Origin of the sequence: Streptomyces sp. DSM 41931 (assembly GCF_050271085.1) — a bacterium.
Taxonomy (GTDB): domain Bacteria; phylum Actinomycetota; class Actinomycetes; order Streptomycetales; family Streptomycetaceae; genus Streptomyces; species Streptomyces albogriseolus.
Map to the genome: position 1 here is coordinate 1533993 of NZ_CP189902.1, position 22527 is coordinate 1556519.

Genomic DNA, 22527 nt, shown 5'->3' on the forward strand with positions numbered 1-22527 from the left:
GGACGCTGTCGCTGCCTACAGGTCCTAACGGGTGAACCGGTGAAGAGGTGTTGCCCGAGGGGCGGTCAGTCGTTGGAGGGGCCGCCGACCTGGATGCCCGCCATGCGGCTCCACTCGTACGGGCCGGTCCTCACCTTGGCGGCGAAGTCGCCGTCGAACTGCTCGTGGACGGTGATGCCCGCCTTCTCCACGGCCAGCCGGGCGATCTCCATGGAGGGCGCGTGGACGTCCCCCCAGGCGCCGTCCTCGCCGACGAGGACGATCCGGGCGCCGCGCTGTCCGAGGTACTCCACGTGCCCCTCGGCGCCGCCGTGCTCCTTGGCGTAGCCGCCGATCCGCTTGGCGAGCCGGGCCGCCTTCTGCCCGTCCTTCGGGTCCACCTGCTGCGTGTCTGCCATGAGCAGGATGCTACCGACGGGTAGATCGAACGGCGACGGGCGGGGTCCGTGGCCTTGGCCACGTGCCCCGCCCGTGGGCGTGCCGGAGGTGTCTCAGCGCAGGAACGGGTCCACCGCGATGGCGACGAAGAGCAGCGAGACGTAGGTGATGGACCAGTGGAAGAGGCGCATCTCCTTGAGCTTGGCGCCCGTCACCTCGGCCTTGGCGCGGTTCAGCAGCGCGTGCGCCTCCCACAGCCACCAGCCGCCGGCCGCCACGGCGACCGCGGTGTAGAACCAGCCGGTGTAGCCCATCGGGGTGAGCAGCAGCGACACGCCGACCATCACCCAGCTGTAGAGGACGATCTGCCGGGCGACCGCCTTGTTGCCGGCGACGACCGGCAGCATCGGCACGCCCACGCGCGCGTAGTCCTCCTTCACCTTCATGGACAGCGGCCAGTAGTGCGGCGGCGTCCAGAAGAAGATGACGAGGAAGAGGACGACCGGGGCCCAGGACATCGAGTTGGTGACGGCGGACCAGCCGATCAGCACCGGCATGCAGCCCGCGATGCCGCCCCACACGATGTTCTGCGCGGTGCGGCGCTTGAGGATCATCGTGTAGACGACGACGTAGAAGATGAGCGCGCCGAGGGACAGCCAGGCGGACAGCCAGTTGACGGTCAGGCCGAACAGCAGCGTGGAGACGACCGCCAAGGTGATGCCGAAGACCAGGGCCTCGCGCGGGCTGACCATGCCGGTCACCAGCGGGCGCTGCGAGGTGCGGTCCATCAGCGCGTCGATGTCGCGGTCGATGTACATGTTGAGCGCGTTGGCCCCGCCGGCCGACAGATAGCCGCCGACGCAGGTCAGCAGCACGAGCGTCAGGTCGGGCACGCCCTGCTGCGCCAGGAACATCACCGGGACGGTGGTGATGAGCAGCAGTTCGATGATCCGCGGCTTGGTGAGAGCCACGAATGCCGTCACACGGGCCCGGAACGGCCGGTGCGCAGGGCTCTGACTCGTCCCCAAAACCCCCGCCGGGCGGGATTCAACGGCCGTCACGCACACCCCTACAGAGACATCCCAGCGAGCCTTTCCCTGTGAAGTGCCGGTAAAGGCTCGCGCGTACCACGCCACTCTAGACGTTGCCCAGACCCCGGCATTCGCGGGGGTCCGGTCGTGTTGGCGGCCCCCTCTCCGAGGTGCGTCCCGAGGCTCGATTGAGCACGCGGATGAGCGGCTCCGTATTCATCTGCCGAATGCGGAAACTCACCGGTCAGGAAGCGGATCCCGGGGAGTGCCCGCACTCTGGAACGACCCGGAAAAAGGCACGTCCTACGGGGGTAGGCTCGACCACGCCGGTGGGCAGTCACCGGCATCCGACATGTGGAGAGGAGCCCTGACTCAGGGTGAGCACAAAGCCGACCACCACAGACCTCGAGTGGACCGAGCTGGACCAGCGGGCCGTCGACACCGCCCGCGTCCTGGCCGCCGATGCCGTACAGAAGGTCGGCAACGGCCATCCGGGTACGGCGATGAGCCTGGCGCCTGCCGCCTACACCCTCTTCCAGAAGGTGATGCGGCACGACCCGGCGGAGGCCGACTGGGTCGGGCGTGACCGCTTCGTGCTGTCCGCCGGCCACTCGTCCCTGACCCTCTACACCCAGCTCTACCTGGCCGGCTTCGGCCTGGAGCTGGACGACCTGAAGTCCTTCCGCACCTGGGGCTCGAAGACCCCGGGCCACCCGGAGTACGGGCACACCACGGGCGTGGAGACCACGACCGGCCCGCTCGGCCAGGGTGTCGCCAACGCGGTGGGCATGGCGATGGCCGCCCGCTACGAGCGCGGGCTGTTCGACCCGGACGCCCCCGCCGGGGAGTCCCCGTTCGACCACTACATCTACTGCATCGCCGGTGACGGCTGCCTCCAGGAGGGCATCTCCGCCGAGGCGTCCTCGCTGGCCGGGCACCAGAAGCTCGGCAACCTGATCCTGCTGTGGGACGACAACCACATCTCGATCGAGGGCGACACCGAGACGGCCGTCTCCGAGGACACGGTCAAGCGGTACGAGGCGTACGGCTGGCACGTGCAGCGCGTGGCCCCGAAGCCCGACGGCGACCTGGACCCGAACGCGATCTACGACGCGGTCCAGGAGGCGAAGAAGGTCACCGACCGGCCGTCCTTCATCGCGATGCGCTCGATCATCGCCTGGCCCGCGCCGAACGCGCAGAACACCGAGGCCGCGCACGGCTCGGCGCTCGGCGACGACGAGGTCGCGGCCACCAAGCGGGTCCTCGGCTTCGACCCGGAGCAGACCTTCGAGGTCGCCGACGAGGTCATCGCGCACACCCGCAAGGCGCTGGAGCGCGGCCAGGCCGCGCGCGCCGTGTGGGAGAAGTCCTTCCAGCAGTGGCGGGACAACAACCCCGAGCGCGCCGCCGAGTACGACCGCATCGCCGCGGGCGAGCTGCCCAAGGGCTGGCAGGACGCGCTGCCGGTGTTCGAGCCGGGCAAGGGCGTCGCCACCCGCGCCGCGTCCGGCAAGGTGCTGCAGGCGCTCGGCGCGGTGATCCCGGAGCTGTGGGGCGGCTCGGCCGACCTCGCCGGCTCCAACAACACCACGATCGACAAGACGTCGTCGTTCCTCCCGGCGGACAACCCGCTGCCGGAGGCGAACCCGTACGGCCGCACGATCCACTTCGGCATCCGCGAGCACTCCATGGCCGCGGAGATGAACGGCATCGCGCTGCACGGCAACACCCGCGTCTACGGCGGCACCTTCCTGGTGTTCTCGGACTACATGCGCAACGCCGTCCGTCTGTCGGCGCTGATGCACCTGCCGGTGACGTACGTGTGGACGCACGACTCCATCGGCCTCGGTGAGGACGGCCCGACCCACCAGCCGGTCGAGCACCTCGCGTCGCTGCGCGCCATCCCCGGCCTGAACGTGGTCCGCCCGGCCGACGCGAACGAGACCGCGATCGCCTGGCGCGAGATCCTCAAGCGCTGGACCAAGGAGTTCGGCAAGGGCGCGCCGCACGGTCTGGCGCTCACCCGCCAGGGTGTGCCGACGTACGAGCCCGACGAGAACGCGGCCCGCGGCGGTTATGTGCTGTTCGAGGCCGAGGGCGGCGAGCCCGAGGTGATCCTGATCGCCACCGGGTCCGAGGTGCACGTCGCCGTCGAGGCACGGGAGCGGCTCCAGGCCGACGGCGTGCCCACGCGCGTCGTGTCCATGCCGTCCGTGGAGTGGTTCGAGGAGCAGGACCAGGGGTACCGGGACAGCGTCCTGCCGCCGTCCGTGAAGGCGCGCGTGGCCGTCGAGGCGGGGATCGGCCTCACCTGGCACAAGTACGTGGGCGACGCCGGCCGCATCGTCTCGCTGGAGCACTTCGGCGCCTCCGCAGACGGCAAGGTGCTGTTCCAGGAGTACGGCTTCACCGCCGACAACGTGGCCGCCGTCGCGCGGGAATCGATCGCCGCCGCCCGGCGCTGACGCTCATACACGACACGTAGGAGATGGAATTTCCATGACAGACGCACTGAAGCGCCTTTCCGACGAAGGCGTCGCGATCTGGCTGGACGACCTGTCGCGCAAGCGGATCACGTCCGGCAACCTGGCGGAGCTGATCGACCAGCAGCACGTCGTGGGCGTCACCACCAACCCGACGATCTTCCAGAAGGCGATCTCCGAGGGCGACGGCTACGACACGCAGCTCACCGACCTCGCGGCCCGGAAGGTGACCGTCGAGGAGGCCATCCGGATGATCACCACGGCGGACGTCCGCGACGCCGCCGACATCCTCCGCCCCGTCTTCGACGCCACCGACGGCCAGGACGGCCGGGTGTCCATCGAGGTGGACCCGCGCCTGGCGCACGACACCCGGGCGACGGTCGCCGAGGCCAAGCAGCTCGCCTGGCTGGTGGACCGCCCGAACACCCTGATCAAGATTCCGGCGACCGAAGCCGGCATCCCGGCCATCACCGAGGTCATCGGCCTGGGCATCAGCGTCAACGTCACGCTGATCTTCTCCCTGGAGCGCTACCGCAAGGTGATGGACGCGTTCCTGGCCGGTCTGGAGAAGGCGAAGTCCCGCGGCCTGGACCTGTCGAAGATCCACTCCGTGGCGTCCTTCTTCGTGTCCCGCGTGGACACCGAGATCGACAAGCGGATCGACGCGCTCGGCACCGACGAGGCCAAGGCGCTGCGCGGCAAGGCCGCCGTCGCCAACGCGCGCCTGGCCTACCAGGCGTACGAGGAGGTCTTCTCCACCGACCGCTGGGCCGCGCTGGAGCGCGAGGGCGCCAACAAGCAGCGTCCGCTGTGGGCGTCCACCGGTGTGAAGGACAAGGCGTACAAGGCGACCATGTACGTCGACGAGCTGGTCGCGCCGAACACGGTGAACACCATGCCGGAGGCGACGCTGTTCGCCACCGAGGAGCAGGGCGACATCCGGGGCAACACGGTCGCCGGCACCTACGAGCAGGCGCGCGCCGACCTGGACGCGCTCGAGCGGCTCGGCATCTCTTACGACGAGGTGGTGCAGCTTCTGGAGGACGAGGGCGTCGACAAGTTCGAGGCGTCCTGGAACGACCTGCTGAAGTCGACCGAGGCGGAGCTCCAGCGCCTCGCCCCCTCGGAGGGCTGAGATCTTGTCGAGCAGCAATCCGCTGCGTGACCCCGCGGACCGACGGCTCCCGCGTATCGCGGGGCCGTCGGGCCTGGTCATCTTCGGCGTCACGGGTGACCTGTCGCGCAAGAAGCTGATGCCGGCCGTGTACGACCTCGCCAACCGGGGGCTGCTGCCGCCGGGCTTCTCGCTGGTGGGCTTCGCCCGCCGGGAGTGGGCGGACGAGGACTTCGCGCAGGAGGTCCACGACGCGGTCAAGGAGCACGCGCGGACCCCCTTCCGCGAGGAGGTCTGGCAGCAGCTCATCCAGGGCATGCGCTTCGTGCAGGGCACCTTCGACGACGACGAGTCCTTCGAGCGGCTGCGCGGCACGATCGAGGAACTGGACAAGGCGCAGGGCACGGGCGGCAACTTCGCCTTCTACCTGTCGGTGCCGCCGCGCTCCTTCCCCGTGGTCATCCAGCAGCTGAAGAAGCACGGGCTGGCGGACCAGACGGGCGGCTCCTGGCGGCGCGCGGTCATCGAGAAGCCGTTCGGGCACGACCTGAAGTCGGCGGAGGAACTGAACGCCCTCGTCCACGAGGTGTTCGCCCCGGAGCAGGTCTTCCGGATCGATCACTACCTGGGCAAGGAGACCGTCCAGAACATCCTGGCGCTGCGCTTCGCCAACACCATGTTCGAACCGATCTGGAACCGGTCCTTCGTGGACCATGTGCAGATCACCATGGCCGAGGACATCGGCATCGGCGGCCGGGCCGGCTACTACGACGGCATCGGCGCCGCCCGGGACGTCATCCAGAACCACCTGCTGCAGCTGCTCGCGCTGACCGCCATGGAGGAGCCCGCCTCCTTCGACGCGGACGCGCTGGCCGCGGAGAAGACCAAGGTGCTCGGCGCCGTGCGGCTGCCGAAGGACCTGGGCCGCGACACCGTGCGCGCGCAGTACTCGGCGGGCTGGCAGGGCGGCGCGAAGGTCATCGGTTATCTGGAGGAGGACGGCATCGACAAGTCCTCCAAGACCGACACCTACGCGGCGGTCAAGCTGGGCATCGACAACCGCCGCTGGGCGGGCGTCCCCTTCTATCTGCGCACCGGCAAGCGCCTGGGCCGCCGGGTGACCGAGATCGCGGTGGTCTTCCAGCGGGCGCCGCACTCCCCCTTCGACACGACGGCCACCGAGGAGCTCGGCCAGAACGCCATCGTGATCCGCGTCCAGCCGGACGAGGGCGTCACGGTGCGGTTCGGCTCCAAGGTGCCCGGCACGTCGATGGAGATCCGGGACGTGTCGATGGACTTCGCGTACGGCGAGTCCTTCACCGAGTCCAGCCCGGAGGCCTACGAACGGCTGATCCTCGACGTCCTGCTCGGCGACTCCAACCTCTTCCCGCGTACGGAGGAGGTCGAGCTGTCCTGGAAGATCCTCGACCCGATCGAGGAGTACTGGGACGCACACGGCAAGCCGGCCCAGTACCCGGCCGGCACCTGGGGACCCGTCGAGGCGGACGACATGCTCGAGCGAGACGGACGGAGCTGGCGCCGGCCATGAAGACAGACCTCACGGACACCACGGCCAGCAAGATCAACAAGGCGCTGGTGCAGGCCCGGCGGGCCATCGGCACGCCGGCCGTCGGCATGGTGCTGACCCTGGTCATCGTGACGGACGAGGAGAACGCCTACGACGCCCTGAAGGCGGCCGGCGACGCCTCCCGCGAGCACCCCTCGCGCACGCTGGTCGTCATCAAGCGGGTCTCCCGCTCGCCCCGGGACCGGACGCAGTCGCGGCTGGACGCCGAGGTGCGGGTCGGCGCGGACGCCGGCACCGGTGAGACGGTGGTGCTCCGGCTGTACGGCGAGGTCGTCGACCACGCCCAGTCGGTGGTGCTGCCGCTGCTGCTCCCCGACGCCCCGGTCGTGGTGTGGTGGCCGGTCAACGCCCCGCTGGACCCGGCGAACGACCCGCTGGGCGCGCTGGCCCAGCGCCGGGTGACCGACACCTACGCGTGCGAGCAGCCGGTGAAGGAGCTCGCCGCCCGCGCCGACGCCTACACCCCGGGCGACACGGACCTGTCGTGGACCCGCATCACGCCGTGGCGTTCGATGCTGGCCGCCGCGCTGGACCAGGTCGCCTGCCAGGTGCAGGGCGTCGAGGTGGAGGGCGAGGAGTTCAACCCGAGCTGCGAGCTGCTGGCGATGTGGCTCGCGGACCGGCTGGACGTCCCCGTCCGGCGCACCCGTTCCGCGGGGCCGGGTCTCACGGCGGTCCGCATGGACACCGACTGCGGCCCGATCGTGCTGGACCGCGCCGACGGCTCGCTGGCGACGCTGGCCATCCAGGGGCAGCCGAAGCGGGCGGTGGCGCTCAAGCGCCGGGAGACCTCGGAGCTGATCGCGGAGGAGCTGCGCCGGCTCGACCCGGACGACACCTACGCGTCGGCCCTGCGCTACGGCGTGGAGCGGCTGAAGCAGGGGGACGGCGGTGACGCGCCGGCCAAAGGAGAACGGCGGGCCGGGGAACGGGAAGGCGTCGCCGCTCCCGTCGAGTCGGCTGCGAAAGGTCCCGCGGCCGAAGCGACGGCGGAGGCACCGGTGAAGAGGGCGGCGGCGAAGTGAGTACGGCACCCCAGCTGGTCGTGCACCGGGACAAGGAGCTGATGGCGCAGGCCGCGGCGGCCCGGCTGATCACCAGGATCGTGGACGCGCAGTCCTCGCGGGGCGAGGCGTCGGTCGTGCTGACCGGCGGCCGCAACGGCAACGGCCTGCTGGCCGCGCTGGCCGCCGCCCCGGCCCGGGACGCGATCGACTGGTCGCGCCTGGACCTGTGGTGGGGCGACGAGCGGTTCCTGCCCGAGGGCGACCCGGACCGCAACGTCACCCAGGCCCGCGAGGCGCTGCTGGACGCGGTGCCGCTGGACCCGAAGCGCGTGCACGCCATGCCCGCGTCGGACGGCCCGCACGGCTCGGACGTGGAGACGGCGGCCGCCGCCTACGCGGCGGAACTGGCCGCGGCGGCGGGCCCGGAGGACCACGGTCCGGTGCCGGCCTTCGACGTCCTGATGCTGGGCGTGGGCCCGGACACCCATGTGGCGTCCCTGTTCCCCGAACTGCCCGCGGTCCGCGAGACGGAGCGCACGGTGGTCGGCGTCCACGGCGCCCCCAAGCCCCCGCCGACCCGGGTCACCCTCACCCTCCCCGCGATCCGCGCGGCCCGTGAGGTGTGGCTCCTGGCGGCGGGCGAGGACAAGGCGGAGGCGGCGGCCATCGCCCTCTCGGGCGCCGGCGAGATCCAGGCCCCGGCAGCGGGCGCGTACGGCCGCACCCGCACCCTGTGGCTCCTGGACGCGGCAGCGGCTTCTCAACTCCCGCGGACGCTGTATCCCCCGGCGACGGCGTAACCAGCTCGTCCGGCGCTTGAGGACGAGGCCCGAAGGGCCGACAGGGGGTCTGGGGCGCAGCCCCAGGAACGGGAAGGGAAAGGGCGGAGGGGGCAAAAAACCCCTCCGCCCGCCCCCTACTTCACGGACCCCGCCATGACCCCCTGCACGAAGTGCCGCTGGAACGCGAAGAACACCACCACCGGCACCACCAGCGACAGGAACGCCCCCGGCGCCAGCACATCCACGTTGCTGCCGAACTGCCGGATCTGCGACTGCAGCTCCACCGTCAGCGGCTGCGAGGAACTGTCCGCGAACAGCAGCGCCACCAGCATGTCGTTCCACACCCACAGGAACTGGAAGATGGCGAGGCTGGCGATCGCCGGCCGGCCCACCGGCAGCACCAGCCGGGTGAAGATCCGCCACTCGTTGCCGCCGTCCATCCGCGCGGCCTCCAGCATCTCCTTCGGCATCTCCGCGAAGTAGTTCCGCAGCAGGAACACCGCGAACGGCAGCCCGTACGCCACGTGGAACAGCACGACGCCCGGGATGGTGCCGAACAGCCCGAGCTGGCCGAAGAGTTTGGCGACGGGCAGCAGACCGATCTGCACCGGCACCACCAGCAGCGCCACCACGACCAGGAACACCGTGTCCCGCCCGGGGAACTCCAGCCAGGCGAAGGCGTATCCGGCGAGCGCGGCGACGACCACGACGAGCACGGTGGTCGGCACCGAGATCAGCACGGTGTTCCAGAACGCCTGCGTGATGCCGGAGTTCTCCAGCAGCGCCGAGTAGTTGTCGAAGGACAGCTGCCCGGGGCTGGTGAACACGGTCCACCAGCCGCCCTTCGCGGTGTCCTCCGCGGACCGCAGCGAGGACAGGAACAGACCGGCCAGCGGGGTCATCCAGACCAGCCCGATCACCACCAGGAAGGCCTGCACCACCGCGTTGCCCAGGCCGCGACGGATCACGTTCATCGCTGACTCCTCTTGAAGCGGCGGACGTTGAACACCATGGCCGGGATGACCAGGAGCAGCAGCAGGACGCCGAGCGCGCTGCCCAGCCCCTGGTTGTTGCCGCCGCCGAAGGACACCAGCCACATCTGGGTGGCGAGGACGGTCGCGTCCTCCTGCACGGGTCCCGGCGCGATGATGTAGACGAGGTCGAAGACCTTCATCACGTTGATCACCAGCGTCACGAACACCACGGTCAGGACCGGTGCGAGCAGCGGGACGGTGATCCTGCGGAAGATCTGCCACTCGCCCGCGCCGTCCATCCGCGCCGCCTCCAGGGCGTCCCGGGGCAGTGTGGACAGGCCGGCCCCGATCAGCACCATCGCGAACCCGGTCCAGATCCACAGGTACGCCCCGATGATCGCCGGGGTGACCAGCGCCGGGCCGAGCCAGGAGATCCCCTCGTAGGGCGGGGCGAAGTTGTCCGAGGGCAGCTTCAGCGCGTACGAGCCGTCGTCGAGGCCGGTGAAGCGGAAGGAGCCGTCGGACGCGGTGGTGGTGCTCGCGACCTTCTTCCCGTCGCGCACCGCCTCGACGGTCACGCCGGGCAGTCCGCTCTCCTCGCGGTCGACCACGCCCGGCTCCCCTCCTCCGCCGGGCGTGAAGTCGAGGTACACCACGCCGCGCACCTCGTCCGCGGCGGCCGTGTCCGACGCCGCCTTCGAGGCGGGTTCGGCCTCGCCGGGCAGGTCCTTGGGGGCGACGCCGACCAGGCCGAGCACCGCCGTGGAGCCGGGTGAGACGTCCGCCGGTGTGACGTAGGAGCCGTCGCGCTCCTTGGTCAGGCCCTCGCCGTCGCGGGCGCGGGCGGTCGGGTAGGAGGAGCTGCCCGTGAAGGCGTCGTGTACGGAGACGACGGCCGCGTTGAGGACGCCCTTGTCGGGGTCCTCGTCGTAGGCGAGCCGGAAGATGATGCCGGCGGCGAGGAAGGACACCGCCATCGGCATGAACAGCAGCAGTTTGAAGGCGGTGGCCCAGCGCACCTTCTCCACCAGCACGGCGAGGATCAGGCCGAGGCCGGTCAGCAGGGTCGGGGCCACGACGACCCAGACGGCCGTGTTGCGGATGGCCTTGAGGGTCGCCGGGTCGCGGAACATCTCGGCGTAGTTCTCGCCGCCGACGAACTCGGTGCCGGACGCGTCGAAGAAGCTGCGGCCGACGGAGAACAGCACCGGGTAGACGACCAGCGCGCCGAGCAGCAGCAGCGCGGGGAGCACGAACAGCAGGGCGACAATCCGGCCGCGCCGGCGCAGGCGCCGCCCGCGCGCGCCGTCGGGGCGCGCGGGGGCGGGCGGGGTCGCCTCCTTCAGGAGTGTGGCGGTCATGGCCGTCAGTTCCCGTAGGCCTTGGCGGCGGCCTTCTCGAGCTCGGCCGCGGTCTTCTTCGGGTCGGACGGGTCACGCAGGAAGTCCTGGAGGATCTTCCACTCGCCGGCGCCCTTGGTGCCGCCGAAGGCCGCGGGGGCCTGGTCGGACATGTCGAAGCGGACCGAGTCGCCGGCCGCGACCAGGGACTCGGCGGTGGCGCGGGTGACGTCGTCGCCGTAGGAGGACAGGTCGAGCTTCTTGTTCGGGGAGAGGAAGCCGCCGGCCTCGGCCCAGACGGCCGCGGCCTCGGGGCTCGCCAGGTACTCGACGAGCGCCATGCCGGCCTCGCTGTTCTTGCCGTCCTTGAGGACGACGGCCGCGTCGCCGCCGCTGACCACGGGCGCCTCACCGCCGCCGACCGGCGGGAACGGGAAGAAGTTCGCGTCGGTGCCGATGGTGCGGCCGAACTGGTCCTTGGCGACGCCGGCCACGAAGTCGCCCTCGTAGACCATGGCGGCCTCGGCCTTGGGCCCGAAGACCTTCTCCACCGAGCCGGGGAAGTCGGTGTTCAGGGCCCCCTTCTGGCCGCCCGCGATGAGCTGCTTGTCCTTGAACAGCTTGCCGAGGGTGGTGAGCGCGTCGACCACGGTCGGGTCGGTCCACTTGATCTCGTGCGCGGCCAGGGCGTCGTACTTCTCGGGTCCGGCCTGCGAGAGGTAGACGTTCTCGAACCAGTCGGTGAGGGTCCAGCCGTCCTGGCCGGCGACGGAGAAGGCGGCGAGCCCGGAGTCGGATATGGTCCGGCCGTTCTTCAGCATCTCGTCGTAGGTCTTGGGCTCGGCGACGCCGGCCTGCTCGAGCGCCTCGGGGCTGTACCAGACGGTCGACTTGTGGGCGGCCTTGAAGTACAGGCCGTACAGGGTGCCGTCGACGCTGCCGTAGTTCTGCCACACCTCGGCGAAGTTGGCGCCCACGGCCGACTGCACCTTCTTGTCCAGCGGCTTCAGCCAGCCCTGTCCGGCGAACTGCTTGAGCACGCCGACCTGCGGGACCATCACGACGTCGGGGGCGTTGCCGCCCTCGATCTTGCTGCCGACGACGGTGGAGACGTTGTCGCCGGTGGAGACGAACTGGGTCTTGGCGCCGGTCTTCTCGGTGAAGGCGTCGAGCACCTTCTGGAAGTTCTTCTGCTCGCTGCCGGACCAGACACCGGCCACGGTGACGGTCTGGCCGCCGAGCGCCTTGTCGCCGCCGCCGGCCGCGACGGGCTCGCCGCCTCCGCAGGCGGTCGCGCCGAGCGCGAGGACGAGGGCGGTGCATCCGGCGAGCAGGGTGGTACGTCGTCGCATCATCATCGATGTCCCTTCGGGGAAACAGGAGTGACCGGGCGTGCTGTCTCAGGAGCCGTCGATCCACCAGGCGGCGGTGGAGCCGGGGAGCTCCCCGGGCCGGCAGGGGCCGCTTGCGAGCAGCGGGGTGCCGGCGACCGGGGCGGGTACGGGGGCGGTGCCGAAGTTGACGGCGCAGACGAGGTCGTCGCCGCGGGCGAAGGCGAGGACGCCGGGCTGGGTGTCCAGCCAGCGCAGCGTGCCCTCGCCCAACTGGTGCAGGGCGGACCGCAGTTGCAGGCCGTCGCGGTACAGGTGCCAGGAGGAGCGGGTGTCGGCGAGGGCGCGGTGGGTGGCGTACTCGGCGAAGTACTCGGGCTGCGGCAGCCAGGGCTTGGCGCTCTCGGCGCCGGAGGTGAAGCCGAACGGCGAGGCCTGGCCGGACCAGGGCAGTGGCACCCGGCAGCCGTCGCGGATGCGGGCGCGGCTGCCGGTGCGGCGGAAGATCGGGTCGGTGAGCACGTCGTCGGGCAGGTCGACGACCTCCGGCAGGCCCAGCTCCTCGCCCTGGTAGATGTACGCGGCGCCGGGCAGTGCCAGCATCAGCAGCGCGGCGGCGCGGGCGCGGGCGGCGCCGAGTCCGCTGCCCTCGGGGGCGGGTTCGCCGTAGCGGGTGACCGTGCGCACCTGGTCGTGGTTGTTGAGCACCCAGGTGACGGTCGAGCCGGTGCCGGCGATGTCCTGCATGGCCTCGGAGATCACCTTGCGGAAGGCGTCGGCGTCCCAGGGCGCGCCGAGCAGGTCGAAGAAGAACGCCTGGTGGAGCTCGTCGGGGCGGACGTACTTGGCGTGCTCGCGGGCGGAGGGCACGGAGACCTCGCCGACCAGGAGGCGTTCGCGGCCGTCGCGGGCGGTGTACTCCTCGCACACCGCGCGCCAGTGCCGCCAGACGTCGTGCACCTCGGGCTGGTTCCAGGCGAGCGGGTTGACCGAGTCGCGGGTGCGGGCGTCGGCCTCGGGGTCCGGGGAGTCGGGCAGCTCGGGGTGCTTGAACAGTCCCGCGGCGACGTCGATGCGGAAGCCGTCGACGCCCCGGTCGAGCCAGAACCGCAGGACCTGGTCGAACTCGGCGGCGACCTCGGGGTTGCGCCAGTTCCAGTCGGGCTGCTCGGGCGTGAACATGTGCAGGTACCACTGGCCGGGGCGGCCGTCCGCCTCGGTGACACGGGTCCAGGCGGGGCCGCCGAACATGGCGTGCCAGTTGTTGGGCGGCTCGCTGCCGTCGGGACCGCGGCCGTCGGCGAAGTGGAAGCGGGCCCGCTCGGGGCTGCCGGGTGCGGCGGCCAGGGCCTCGCGGAACCACGGGTGCCCGCTGGAGCAGTGGTTGGGCACGATGTCGAGCAGGACCCGGATGCCGAGGCGGTGGGCCGCGGTCACCAGCCGGTCGAACTCGTCGAGGTCGCCGTAGACCGGGTCGACGTCGCGGTAGTCGGCCACGTCGTAGCCGTGGTCGTGCTGGGGCGAGGGGTAGAACGGGCTGAGCCATATCCCGTCCACGCCGAGCTTTCTCAGGTACGGCAGCCCCGCCCTGACCCCGGCGAGATCGCCGATGCCGTCCCCGGTGCTGTCCAGAAAGCTGCGGACGTACACCTGGTAGATCACCGCGTCACGCCACCAATGGTGCCTGTTCACCCCGATTGACCTGTCTGTGAGGAGCGCTGCTTGTTATGCATGCATGTTAGGTAGCGGTGAACAGCGGGTGTCAATGAACATGCGCAAGCTACCGGGAGGTTACGAGGTCCAGAACGGGGCGAATGGGGGCGATACCGGCGCGACTGAGATCCGCGCGTTACCTAACATGTAACTAGGAAGACGTCAGCGGGAGGAGACGGCGGCCAGCTCGGCCGCCAGCCGGCGCACCGCGGCCTCGGGCGTCTGCCGCCCGCTCATCGCGTCGTGCACCACCGCCTGCACCACCAGGCTCACCTGGTCGTAGCGCGGGCTCTTGGGCCGCGGCGCGGCGGCCAGCACGCTCTCGCGCAGGGTCGGCAGGTACGGGAAGCGGCGCACCAGTTCCGGGTCGTCGTACAGGCCGGCCCGTACGGGCGGCAGCGCGCCGCGGGTGAGCACCTGGCGCTGGACCCGCTCGCCGGTGAGGTACGCCAGCAGCCGGGCGGCGGAGTCGGGGTGCCTGGCGTGGCTGCTCACGGCCAGGTTGGACCCGCCGAGCACACTGGTTCCGGGGCCGTCCGGTCCCGGCAGGGGCACGGCGCCGACCTTCCCCGCGACCTTCGAGCCCGGCGCGGAGGCGGCGACGTACGCGTAGGGCCAGTTGCGCAGGAAGAGCAGCCGGCCGTCCTGGAAGGCCCGCTTGGACTCCTCCTCCTTGTACGCCAGCGCCTCCCGGGGGATCCAGCCCTCGCGGACCCCGCGGGCCAGGAACCCGATGCCCTTGCGGGCCGCCCGGGAGTCCACGGTGACGCGTTCGCCCTCGTCGCCGAGGATGGCGCCGCCCGCCGAGTAGACCGCCTCGGCCGCGTTCACGGTGAGCCCCTCGTAGGGCAGGAACTGGCCCGCGTAGCCGTCGAGTCCGCGTGCGGGGGCGAGGGTCTTCGCGGCCCGCTCCAGTTCGGCCCAGGTGCGCGGGGGCGGGACGCCGGCGTCGTCGAGGACGTCCTTGCGGTACAGCAGCAGCCCGGCGTTGGTCACGTACGGAACGGCGTACAGCCGGCCGTCGTAGGTGGCGGTGTCGACGACCGGGGGCAGGAACGTGTCCAGCGGGAACCGGTCGCGGGGCAGCGGGCGGATCCAGCCGGCGGCGGCGAACTCCGAGGTCCAGCTGACGTCGATGTTCAGCACGTCGAAGCGGCCGCCCTCGCCGGCCCGCAGGTCGGTGATCATCTGCGCGCGGGTCTCGTCGGCGGAGTCGGGCAGCTCGACGAGGGTGACCTCCTCGCCGGGGTGGGTGCGGTTCCAGCCGTCGAGGACGGAGCCGAGGTAGCCGGTGAGGTCCCCGGCGGTGGCCAGGGTGAGCGGTCCGCGCCCGTCCCCGGGACGCTCGCCGGCGCTCGCGCCGGAGGCGACGTAACCGGTCAGAACGACGATCAGGACGAGAAGGCCCCTACCCGCGGCATGGATCCACCGCATAGGTTCCTCCCTGTACACCGGCACCCGGGCACCCTTGCCGGGGTCAGAGGCCATGTATACCCGTTAGGTATGGGCGATACTAGGTCCCGCGGCACATTACCCAGGAGCGCGAGGAGGAGAGCACCAGTGCGGCTGCCCCTCCTGGCGCTGCTCGCCCGTGGCCCGGCGCACGGATACGAGCTCAAGCAGGACCTTGAGCAACTGCTGGGCGCCGCGTACCCTCAGCCGAACGTCGGCCAGATCTACGTCACCCTCGGCCGCCTCGAGAAGACGGGGCTGATCGAGGGCGAGGCCATCGAGCAGTCGAGCCGGCCGAACAAGAAGGTCTACCACCTCACCGAGGCCGGGCACGAGGCGCTGCGCGCCTGGTTCGAGGAGACGGCGGACGAGCCGCGGGTGCGGGACGAGTTCTTCATGAAGCTGGCCCTGGCCCCGCAGACCGGGCTGGCGGACCGGATCTCGCTGATCAACCGCCAGCGCCGCCAGTATCTGAACACCATGCGGCAGCTGTCGAAGCTGGCCGCCGCCGAGGACCGGGACAACCGCATCTCCCATCTGCTGATCGAGGGCGCGATGCTGCACCTGCAGGCCGATCTCGACTGGCTGGAGCGGTGTCAGGAAGAGCTGGAGGAGCTTCAGTGAGCGAGAGCGACGCTCCCCTGCTGCGCGCCGAAGGCCTGGTCAAGACCCATCACGGCGAGGGCGCCCCGGCGCACGCCGTGCGCGGCGTCGACCTGCGGGTGACCCGCGGCGAGTTCGTGGCGGTCACCGGCCCCTCGGGCGCGGGCAAGTCGACGCTGCTGCATCTGCTCGGCGGGCTCCAGCGGCCGGACGAGGGCGGCATCTGGCTGGACGGCGAGCGCGCCGACGGCTGGAGCGAGGCGCGCTGGGCGGTGGAGCGGCGGCGGCGCATCGGGATCGTGTTCCAGTTCTTCAACCTGGTCTCCGACCTGTCGGTGGCGGACAACGTGGAGCTGCCCGCGCTGCTCGCCGGCGTCCCGCCGAAGAAGGCCCGCGCCGGGCGCCGGGAGCTGCTGGCCGAGCTGGGCCTCGAGGGCAAGGAGCGGAGCATGCCGGGCGAGCTGTCCGGCGGTGAGCAGCAGCGGGTCGCCCTGGCCCGGGCCCTGGTCAACCATCCTCCGCTGCTGCTGGCCGACGAGCCCGCGGGCAGTCTGGACAGCAGGGGCACGCGCGAGGTGATGCGGCTGCTGTCCCGCTTCCACCGGCGCGGGCAGACGATCCTGCTGGTCACGCACGACGCCCGGATGGCGAGCGCCGCGGACCGGGTGATCTCGTTCTTCGACGGCCGGATAGCCGACGACGCCACCCTCGACGCGGGCCCGCCGCCGCGCGGGGCCGGCGCGTCCGGCGTGCTGGAGCTCAAGGACTGACATGCGCGTCACCCACCGACCCGCCGCGCGCACGCGTATACGCGTCCACGACCGGCCCGCAAGGGGCTGAGGCCGGTGCGAGCGACTCTGCGCTGGGCGCACTCCGATCTGCGCACGCACCGCGGCGAGGCACTGTTCCTGGTGCTCGCCACCGCGGGCATCGTGGTGTCCCTGCTGCTGGCCGCGGCCCTGTTCGGCTACGCCACCAACCCCTGGCAGCGGGTCTTCACCCAGGCGCACGGCGCGCACGTCACCCTGCACACCACCGCGTCCGCCGACGCGGACAGGCTGACCGGTCTGGACGGGGTGCGGTCGGTCGCCGGCCCCTACCCCACCTCCTCGCTCACCCTCGCCTCGCAGGGCGGCCGGGCCTCCGTCGAGGTGCGCGGCACCCGGGACCGGCCCGAGGTGGGCCGCCCGATCGTCACCTCGGGACACTGGCTCGACCCGGCGACGCCCGACGGCGTGGTGCTGGAGAGCGGCCTGGCCCGCGCCCTGCTCACCGCCCCCGGCGACACCCTCACCGTGCCCGGCACCGCACGGCGGTTCACCGTGGTCGGCGTCGCGGACAGCGCCGAGCCGCGGTTCCGGCCGGGCGAACGGGCCGGGCTGGTGTGGGCGCTGCCGTCCGCGGTGCATGCCCCGGACGGGCAGGTGATCGGGCTGCGGCTGACCGACCCGGGCGACACCGGGTACGCCGTGCAGCGGGCGGTGACCGAGCTGGGCGCCGGGGCGATCGGCGAGGTGGCGACCTGGCAGCAGGCGCGCGCCGAGGCACAGGGCGACAACCGGCTGCTGGGGCAGGTGCTGGGCCTGTTCGGGCTGGGCGCGCTGGCCGCCGCCGGGCTCGCCGTGCACGGTGCGATCACCACCCGGATCCGGGGGCACCTGCGGGACATCTCCGTCCTCAAGGCGATCGGCTTCACCCCCGGCCAGGTGGTGCGCGTCTTCCTGATCCAGCACCTCGGCTACGCCCTGCTCGGTGCGGTGGCCGCCGCCGCGCTCACCGAGGCGCTGGGCGGCGCGGTCCCGGGACGGCTCGGGGACGCGGTGGACGTGTGGCAGGGGCTGCCCGGGCACACCGCCGCGCTGTTCGTGGTGCCGGCGGCAGCGGTGCTGTTCATCGGCGCCACCACCGGGCTGGCCGCCTGGCGGGCGGGCCGGGTGCCCCCGGTGCCGGTGCCGCGTCCGGCCACGGCGCCGGCCGGGCGGCTGAGCGGGGCGGCGCGCCGGGCGCTGGGCGCGCGGGTGCCTCCGTCGCTGGTGCTGGGCTGGCACAAGGCGTTCACCCGCCGGCCGCGGTCGCTGGGCGCGGTGGCCAGGCTGGCGCTGCCGCTGCTGCTGATCGTGGTGGCGCTGAGCGCGTGGACGACGATCGACCGCTTCCACAGCGCGCCCGAGCGGATCGGGCTACCCGCGGCGCTCAGCGTGCGCGTCGACGCCTCGCTGGGCGACCGGGAGGCGCGGGACCTGCTGGAGAGCGACCCGCAGGTCGCCGCCGCCCATCCGGGCGTGGAGGTGGCCGCGCTGGTCCCCGGCCAGACCGCGACGATCGCGCTGCGCGGGTACGGCACCCACGAGGACCCGTACCCGTTCGCGCTGGCGGAGGGCAGGCCGGCGCACGGTCCGGACGAGGCGGTGGCCGGGCAGGGGCTGCTCGACCTGCTGCACGTCCGGGTGGGCGACTGGGTGCGGATGACCGTCGGCGGCCGCCCGCAGATCCTGCACATCGTGGGCCGCAGCATCGAGCCGGAGAACGCGGGGCGGGTCATCTCCACCTCGCTCGACACCCTCCGCGCCAACGACCCGGAGATGCGGCCCGGTCTCTACCAGCTCCGTCTCGAGCCGGGCGCGGACCCGGCTCGGGTGGCGGCCCGGCTCGCGGCGGAGGGCCGCGGCCACCTGGACGTGCACACCGTGGCCAACCCGGCGGACGGACTGTCCCCGCTGCGCGCGGTGGTCCTCGGGCTGGTCGCGGTGCTGGCGCTGATCGGTCTGGTGGAGCTGCTGACGGCGATCGGCGGCACTGTCCGCGAGGGCGAGCGCGACCTGCTGGCGCTTAAGGCCGTCGGCCTGTCGCCCCGGCAGATCACCGCGGTCACGGTCACCGCCACCGCCGGTACGGCTCTGGCGGCGGTGCTCCTCGCCACCGCGCTGGGGCTGCCGCTGGCGCACTGGCTGATCGACGCCCAGGGCAGATCGAGCGGCATCGGCTCAGGAATCGCCCGCCTGCCCTCCCCCGCGCTGCTGGTGCTGCTCGGCACGGCCGCCGTGCTGGGCGCCGCCGCCCTGGCCGCCGTCCCGGCCGCCCGCGCGGCCCGCCGCCGCCTCGCGGACACCCTGAGCGCGGTCGCCTGAGCGGCGGGGTCACGGCTTTCACGGGCCGTTGGGGGCCTGTGGGTCGCACGGAGACCGCGGGAAGCGGACGGCGTGCTGCCGTCCGCTTCCCTGGTGCTCAACTGCGGCCGCGCAGCTCCCGGTAGGCGGCGACCAGGGCCTTCGTCGAGGGGTCGAGGCCGGGGACGTCGGCGCCCTCGGTGAGGGCGGGCTCGACGCGCTTGGCGAGCACCTTGCCGAGTTCGACGCCCCACTGGTCAAAGGAGTCGATGTCCCAGATCGCGCCCTGCACGAACACCTTGTGCTCGTAGAGGGCGACCAGCTGGCCCAGCACGGACGGGGTGAGCGCCCGGGCGACGATCGTCGTGGTGGGGTGGTTGCCCTGGAAGGTCTTGTGCGGGACGAGCTCCTCGGGCACGCCCTCGGCGCGCACCTCGTCCGGGGTCTTGCCGAAGGCCAGCGCCTGCGTCTGGGCGAAGAAGTTGGCCATCAGCAGGTCGTGCTGGGCGGCGAGCCGGTCGCTCAGCTCCTCCACGGGCTCGGCGAAGCCGATGAAGTCGGCGGGGATGAGCTTGGTGCCCTGGTGGATCAGCTGGTAGTAGGCGTGCTGCCCGTTGGTGCCCGGGGTGCCCCACACCACGGGACCGGTCTGCCAGTCGACCTCGCGTCCGTCCCGGCCGACGTACTTGCCGTTGGACTCCATGTCGAGCTGCTGGAGGTAGGCGGTGAACTTCGACAGGTAGTGCGAGTACGGCAGCACGGCGTGCGACTGCGCATCGTGGAAGTTGTTGTACCAGACCCCCAACAGACCCATCAACAACGGCGCGTTGGCCTCCGGCGGGGCGGTGCGGAAGTGGTCGTCGACGATCCGGAACCCGTCCAGCATCTCCCGGAACCGGTCCGGACCGATCGCGATCATCAACGACAGTCCGATCGCCGAGTCGTACGAGTACCGCCCGCCGACCCAGTCCCAGAACTCGAACATGTTCGCCGTGTCGATCCCGAACCCGGCGACCTTCTCCGCGTTCGTCGACAACGCCACGAAGTGCCGCGCCACCGCCTTCTCGTCCCCGCCCAGGCCCTCCAGCAGCCAGGCGCGGGCGGACGTGGCGTTGGTGACCGTCTCGATCGTGGTGAACGTCTTCGACGCCACGACGAACAGCGTCTCCGCAGGATCCAGATCACGGACCGCCTCGTGCAGATCGGCGCCGTCGACGTTGGAGACGAACCGGAACGTCATGTCCCGCGCGGTGTAGGCGCGCAGCGCCTCGTAGGCCATCGCCGGGCCCAGGTCCGAACCACCGATGCCGATGTTGACGACGTTGCGGATCCGCCGGCCCGTGTGACCCGTCCACTCACCGGAACGCACCCGGCGGGCGAAGTCGGCCATCCGGTCCAGCACCGCGTGCACGGCCGGGACGACGTTCTCCCCGTCGACCTCGATCACCGCGTCCCTGGGCGCCCGCAGCGCGGTGTGCAGCACCGCCCGGTCCTCGGTGGTGTTGATCCGCTCCCCGCGGAACATCGCGTCCCGCAACCCGAACACGTCCATGGCCGCCGCCAGTTCACGCAGCAGCCGCAGCGTCTCGTCGGTGACCAGATGCTTGGAGTAGTCGACGTACAGGTCACCGACCCGGAGGGTGTAGCCGGTGCCGCGGTCCGGGTCGGCCTCGAACAGCTCGCGCAGCCGCACCTCGCCGAGCTCCTCACGGTGCTTGGCCAGTGCGGTCCACTCGGGCGTCTGGTTGAGCCTGCTACGGCCCTCTGCGTTCATCTCGGACTTCAGCCTTCTTCCTTGGATGTCCCCGCTGTGCCGACTGATCCCAACCTAATTGATCAGTCGTACGGAGGACGGAAGAGTCCGGAGAGCGAACCGGCGGGACGGCAGGCGGAGGGCGCCCGGTATGCGCCAGGGGTCAGATCTCGCCCCGCAGCTTGGCGAGCGCCTCGGCGAGGATCGCCTCGCCGTCCGCATCGCTGCGCCGCTCGCGCACATAGGCGAGGTGCGTCTTGTAGGGCTCGGTGCGCGGCGGGTCCGGCGGGTTGTCACGGTCCTGCCCGGCCGGGAATCCGCAGCGGGGGCAGTCCCAGGTGTCGGGCACCTGCGCGTCGCTCGCGAAGCTCGGCTGTGTCTCGTGCCCGTTGGAGCACCAGAAGGAGATGCGCAGCCGCGGCGCGGACTCGCCGCGCTCGGCCTCGCCCATCGGCCCCGCCCCGACCCGGCTTCCCCGGATCGCGTTGCCACTTGCCACGGTCGTAACTCCCTGCGTAATGGTGCCGCGAAGCGAGTCGGCGTACCGCTTCGCTGCGAGCGCCTCAGTCTACGTAAGGCCCAACGCGCGTCCAGTGATAGGAGTTACCTGTCTCCGCATCCAGACGCAAGCCCCATGATAGGCCGCGCTCAGCTGCGCGTACCGAACATGGGGCGTTACGTGGGGAATACGGGCGGATCGCGCCGCGTGGGTCAGTTGTTCATCTTCATCGTGATGCCGAGCACCACGATGCACGCGAACCAGAGCAGACCGACCACGACCGTGATCCGGTCGAGGTTGCGCTCGGCGACCGAGGAGCCGCCGACGGACGACTGCATGCCACCACCGAACATGTCGGAGAGGCCGCCGCCCTTCCCCTTGTGCATCAGCACCAGCAGCATCAGCAGCAGGCTGAAGACGATCAGGGCGATGGAGAACCCCAGAACCACGGCTGGACCAACTTCCTCGGAAACGGATGGACGACACGGGGTCCAGCACGGGACTGGACCCCGCAAGAGTACGACGGATCAGCCCTGCGGCCTACTCCCGCTCCGGGGGTGCGCCCGCGGGCGGGCGCACCCCCGGCCGCTCACTGGTCGCGGAAGCGGATGATCTTCACGAACTCGTCGGCGTCCAGCGAGGCGCCGCCGACCAGGGCGCCGTCGATGTCGGGCTGCGCCATGATCTCGGCGACGTTGCCGGACTTCACGGAGCCGCCGTACTGGATGCGGACCTTGTCGGCCAGCTCCTGGGAGTACAGCTCGGCGAGCTTGCCGCGGACGGCCGCGCAGACCTCCTGGGCGTCCTCGGCGCCGCAGACCTTGCCGGTGCCGATGGCCCACACCGGCTCGTAGGCGATCACGACGGACTCGGCCTGTTCGGCCGGGACGTCCTTGAGACCGCCCTCGACCTGGGCGAGGGTGTGGGAGACGTGGTTGCCCGCCTCACGGACCTCCAGCTCCTCGCCGACGCACAGGATCGGGGTGATGTCGTGCTTGAAGGCGGCCTTCACCTTGGCGTTCACGATCTCGTCGGTCTCGGCGTGGTACTGGCGGCGCTCGGAGTGGCCGACCGCCACGTAGGTGCACTTCAGCTTGGCCAGCATGGGTCCGGAGATCTCGCCGGTGTAGGCGCCGCCGTCATGGGCCGAGATGTCCTGGGCGCCGTACTTGATCTTCAGCTTGTCGCCGTCGACCAGGGTCTGCACGGAGCGCAGGTCGGTGAACGGCGGCAGGACGGCGACCTCGACGGCCTCGTAGTCCTTGTCGGCCAGGGCGAAGGCGAGCTTCTGGACGTGGGCGATGGCCTCGAGGTGGTTGAGGTTCATCTTCCAGTTGCCCGCCATCAGCGGCGTACGGGTGGTCATTGAGGG

General features: G+C 71.4%; 19 protein-coding genes. 8 read left to right on the forward strand and 11 right to left on the reverse strand.

The features are described 5' to 3' along the window. Nucleotides 1-65: 65 nt before the first annotated feature. Nucleotides 66-398, reverse strand: a complete 333-nt coding sequence (locus tag ACP7TJ_RS07340) for a hypothetical protein (protein WP_033275712.1) — start codon at nucleotides 396-398, stop codon at nucleotides 66-68. Nucleotides 399-491: 93 nt separating this feature from the next. Next, entirely contained in the window at nucleotides 492-1445 is a 954-nt protein-coding gene (locus tag ACP7TJ_RS07345; protein WP_427762528.1) for a heme o synthase, read from the reverse strand. A 341-nt stretch (nucleotides 1446-1786) separates the two neighbouring features. Here ACP7TJ_RS07345 and tkt point away from each other — a divergent pair, with 341 nt between their 5' ends. Genes tkt through pgl form a run of 5 tightly spaced genes read left to right on the forward strand, consistent with a single transcriptional unit; the run spans nucleotide 1787 to nucleotide 8401 of the window. Further along, complete coding sequence (tkt, locus tag ACP7TJ_RS07350; protein WP_376724938.1) at nucleotides 1787-3874, forward strand: transketolase; 2088 nt, start codon at nucleotides 1787-1789, stop codon at nucleotides 3872-3874. A 34-nt stretch (nucleotides 3875-3908) separates the two neighbouring features. Beyond that, nucleotides 3909-5027 (forward strand): transaldolase, encoded by a 1119-nt coding sequence (tal, locus tag ACP7TJ_RS07355; RefSeq protein WP_093767555.1) that lies wholly within the window; start codon nucleotides 3909-3911, stop codon nucleotides 5025-5027. A 4-nt stretch (nucleotides 5028-5031) separates the two neighbouring features. Next, entirely contained in the window at nucleotides 5032-6555 is a 1524-nt protein-coding gene (gene zwf, locus ACP7TJ_RS07360; RefSeq protein ID WP_093767554.1) for a glucose-6-phosphate dehydrogenase, read from the forward strand. Next, on the forward strand, nucleotides 6552-7619 hold the full coding sequence (gene opcA, locus ACP7TJ_RS07365; RefSeq protein ID WP_167744977.1) for a glucose-6-phosphate dehydrogenase assembly protein OpcA: 1068 nt from the start codon (nucleotides 6552-6554) through the stop codon (nucleotides 7617-7619). Before zwf ends, opcA begins: the two co-directional genes overlap by 4 nt. Beyond that, nucleotides 7616-8401, forward strand: coding sequence for a 6-phosphogluconolactonase (pgl, locus tag ACP7TJ_RS07370; RefSeq protein WP_093767552.1), 786 nt, complete (start codon nucleotides 7616-7618; stop codon nucleotides 8399-8401). Before opcA ends, pgl begins: the two co-directional genes overlap by 4 nt. Nucleotides 8402-8517: 116 nt before the next feature. Here the strand turns inward: pgl and ACP7TJ_RS07375 are convergent, their stop codons facing one another. The 5 genes from ACP7TJ_RS07375 to ACP7TJ_RS07395 all read right to left on the reverse strand — a co-directional run bounded on the left by ACP7TJ_RS07375 (nucleotide 8518) and on the right by ACP7TJ_RS07395 (nucleotide 15175). Then, the gene (locus tag ACP7TJ_RS07375; protein ID WP_093767551.1) at nucleotides 8518-9357 is read right to left on the reverse strand and encodes a carbohydrate ABC transporter permease; all 840 of its coding nucleotides are present in this window, start codon (nucleotides 9355-9357) and stop codon (nucleotides 8518-8520) included. Then, a complete protein-coding gene (locus tag ACP7TJ_RS07380; RefSeq protein WP_266396181.1) occupies nucleotides 9354-10718 on the reverse strand; it encodes an ABC transporter permease subunit in 1365 nt (454 codons plus the stop codon). Before ACP7TJ_RS07380 ends, ACP7TJ_RS07375 begins: the two co-directional genes overlap by 4 nt. A 5-nt stretch (nucleotides 10719-10723) precedes the next feature. Next, nucleotides 10724-12052, reverse strand: a complete 1329-nt coding sequence (locus tag ACP7TJ_RS07385; protein WP_093767685.1) for an ABC transporter substrate-binding protein — start codon at nucleotides 12050-12052, stop codon at nucleotides 10724-10726. A 45-nt stretch (nucleotides 12053-12097) separates the two neighbouring features. Further along, on the reverse strand, nucleotides 12098-13720 hold the full coding sequence (locus tag ACP7TJ_RS07390; protein WP_093767549.1) for a glycoside hydrolase family 13 protein: 1623 nt from the start codon (nucleotides 13718-13720) through the stop codon (nucleotides 12098-12100). Between the two features lie 183 nt (nucleotides 13721-13903). Further along, nucleotides 13904-15175 carry an ABC transporter substrate-binding protein gene (locus ACP7TJ_RS07395; protein WP_167744981.1) on the reverse strand — a complete coding sequence of 424 codons (1272 nt, stop codon included), beginning with the start codon at nucleotides 15173-15175 and terminating at the stop codon, nucleotides 13904-13906. 126 nt (nucleotides 15176-15301) lie between these two features. Between ACP7TJ_RS07395 and ACP7TJ_RS07400 the strand changes: the two genes are divergently transcribed. The 3 genes from ACP7TJ_RS07400 to ACP7TJ_RS07410 all read left to right on the forward strand — a co-directional run bounded on the left by ACP7TJ_RS07400 (nucleotide 15302) and on the right by ACP7TJ_RS07410 (nucleotide 18924). Continuing rightward, entirely contained in the window at nucleotides 15302-15817 is a 516-nt protein-coding gene (locus ACP7TJ_RS07400) for a PadR family transcriptional regulator (protein ID WP_093767547.1), read from the forward strand. Continuing rightward, nucleotides 15814-16566 (forward strand): ABC transporter ATP-binding protein, encoded by a 753-nt coding sequence (locus ACP7TJ_RS07405; RefSeq protein WP_427762534.1) that lies wholly within the window; start codon nucleotides 15814-15816, stop codon nucleotides 16564-16566. The genes ACP7TJ_RS07400 and ACP7TJ_RS07405 overlap by 4 nt, the downstream gene beginning before the upstream one ends. A gap of 75 nt (nucleotides 16567-16641) precedes the next feature. Then, on the forward strand, nucleotides 16642-18924 hold the full coding sequence (locus ACP7TJ_RS07410; RefSeq protein WP_427762536.1) for an ABC transporter permease: 2283 nt from the start codon (nucleotides 16642-16644) through the stop codon (nucleotides 18922-18924). A gap of 97 nt (nucleotides 18925-19021) precedes the next feature. On the opposite strand, the gene pgi is transcribed toward ACP7TJ_RS07410, so the two are convergent. From pgi to tpiA, 4 genes are all read right to left on the reverse strand, one after another. Continuing rightward, on the reverse strand, nucleotides 19022-20677 hold the full coding sequence (gene pgi / locus ACP7TJ_RS07415) for a glucose-6-phosphate isomerase (protein ID WP_266545366.1): 1656 nt from the start codon (nucleotides 20675-20677) through the stop codon (nucleotides 19022-19024). Nucleotides 20678-20819: 142 nt separating this feature from the next. After that, the gene (locus ACP7TJ_RS07420; RefSeq protein ID WP_003957010.1) at nucleotides 20820-21155 is read right to left on the reverse strand and encodes an RNA polymerase-binding protein RbpA; all 336 of its coding nucleotides are present in this window, start codon (nucleotides 21153-21155) and stop codon (nucleotides 20820-20822) included. A gap of 212 nt (nucleotides 21156-21367) precedes the next feature. Then, nucleotides 21368-21598: a preprotein translocase subunit SecG gene (gene secG, locus ACP7TJ_RS07425; RefSeq protein ID WP_030858697.1), complete on the reverse strand. Its 231-nt coding sequence runs from the start codon at nucleotides 21596-21598 to the stop codon at nucleotides 21368-21370. A 146-nt stretch (nucleotides 21599-21744) separates the two neighbouring features. After that, nucleotides 21745-22521, reverse strand: a complete 777-nt coding sequence (gene tpiA, locus ACP7TJ_RS07430; protein ID WP_266545369.1) for a triose-phosphate isomerase — start codon at nucleotides 22519-22521, stop codon at nucleotides 21745-21747. Nucleotides 22522-22527: the final 6 nt, after the last annotated feature.

What these genes read in the sequence shown, in the direction of transcription:
- ACP7TJ_RS07380 (WP_266396181.1), bottom strand. Translation starts at nt 10,718, where the DNA reads ATGACCGCCACACTCCTGAAGGAGGCGACCCCGCCCGCCCCCGCGCGC.
- ACP7TJ_RS07375 (WP_093767551.1), bottom strand. Translation starts at nt 9,357, where the DNA reads ATGAACGTGATCCGTCGCGGCCTGGGCAACGCGGTGGTGCAGGCCTTC.
- pgi (WP_266545366.1), bottom strand. Translation starts at nt 20,677, where the DNA reads ATGAACGCAGAGGGCCGTAGCAGGCTCAACCAGACGCCCGAGTGGACC.
- ACP7TJ_RS07340 (WP_033275712.1), bottom strand. Translation starts at nt 398, where the DNA reads ATGGCAGACACGCAGCAGGTGGACCCGAAGGACGGGCAGAAGGCGGCC.
- ACP7TJ_RS07395 (WP_167744981.1), bottom strand. Translation starts at nt 15,175, where the DNA reads ATGCGGTGGATCCATGCCGCGGGTAGGGGCCTTCTCGTCCTGATCGTC.
- ACP7TJ_RS07385 (WP_093767685.1), bottom strand. Translation starts at nt 12,052, where the DNA reads ATGATGCGACGACGTACCACCCTGCTCGCCGGATGCACCGCCCTCGTC.
- tpiA (WP_266545369.1), bottom strand. Translation starts at nt 22,521, where the DNA reads ATGACCACCCGTACGCCGCTGATGGCGGGCAACTGGAAGATGAACCTC.
- opcA (WP_167744977.1), top strand. Translation starts at nt 6,552, where the DNA reads ATGAAGACAGACCTCACGGACACCACGGCCAGCAAGATCAACAAGGCG.
- tal (WP_093767555.1), top strand. Translation starts at nt 3,909, where the DNA reads ATGACAGACGCACTGAAGCGCCTTTCCGACGAAGGCGTCGCGATCTGG.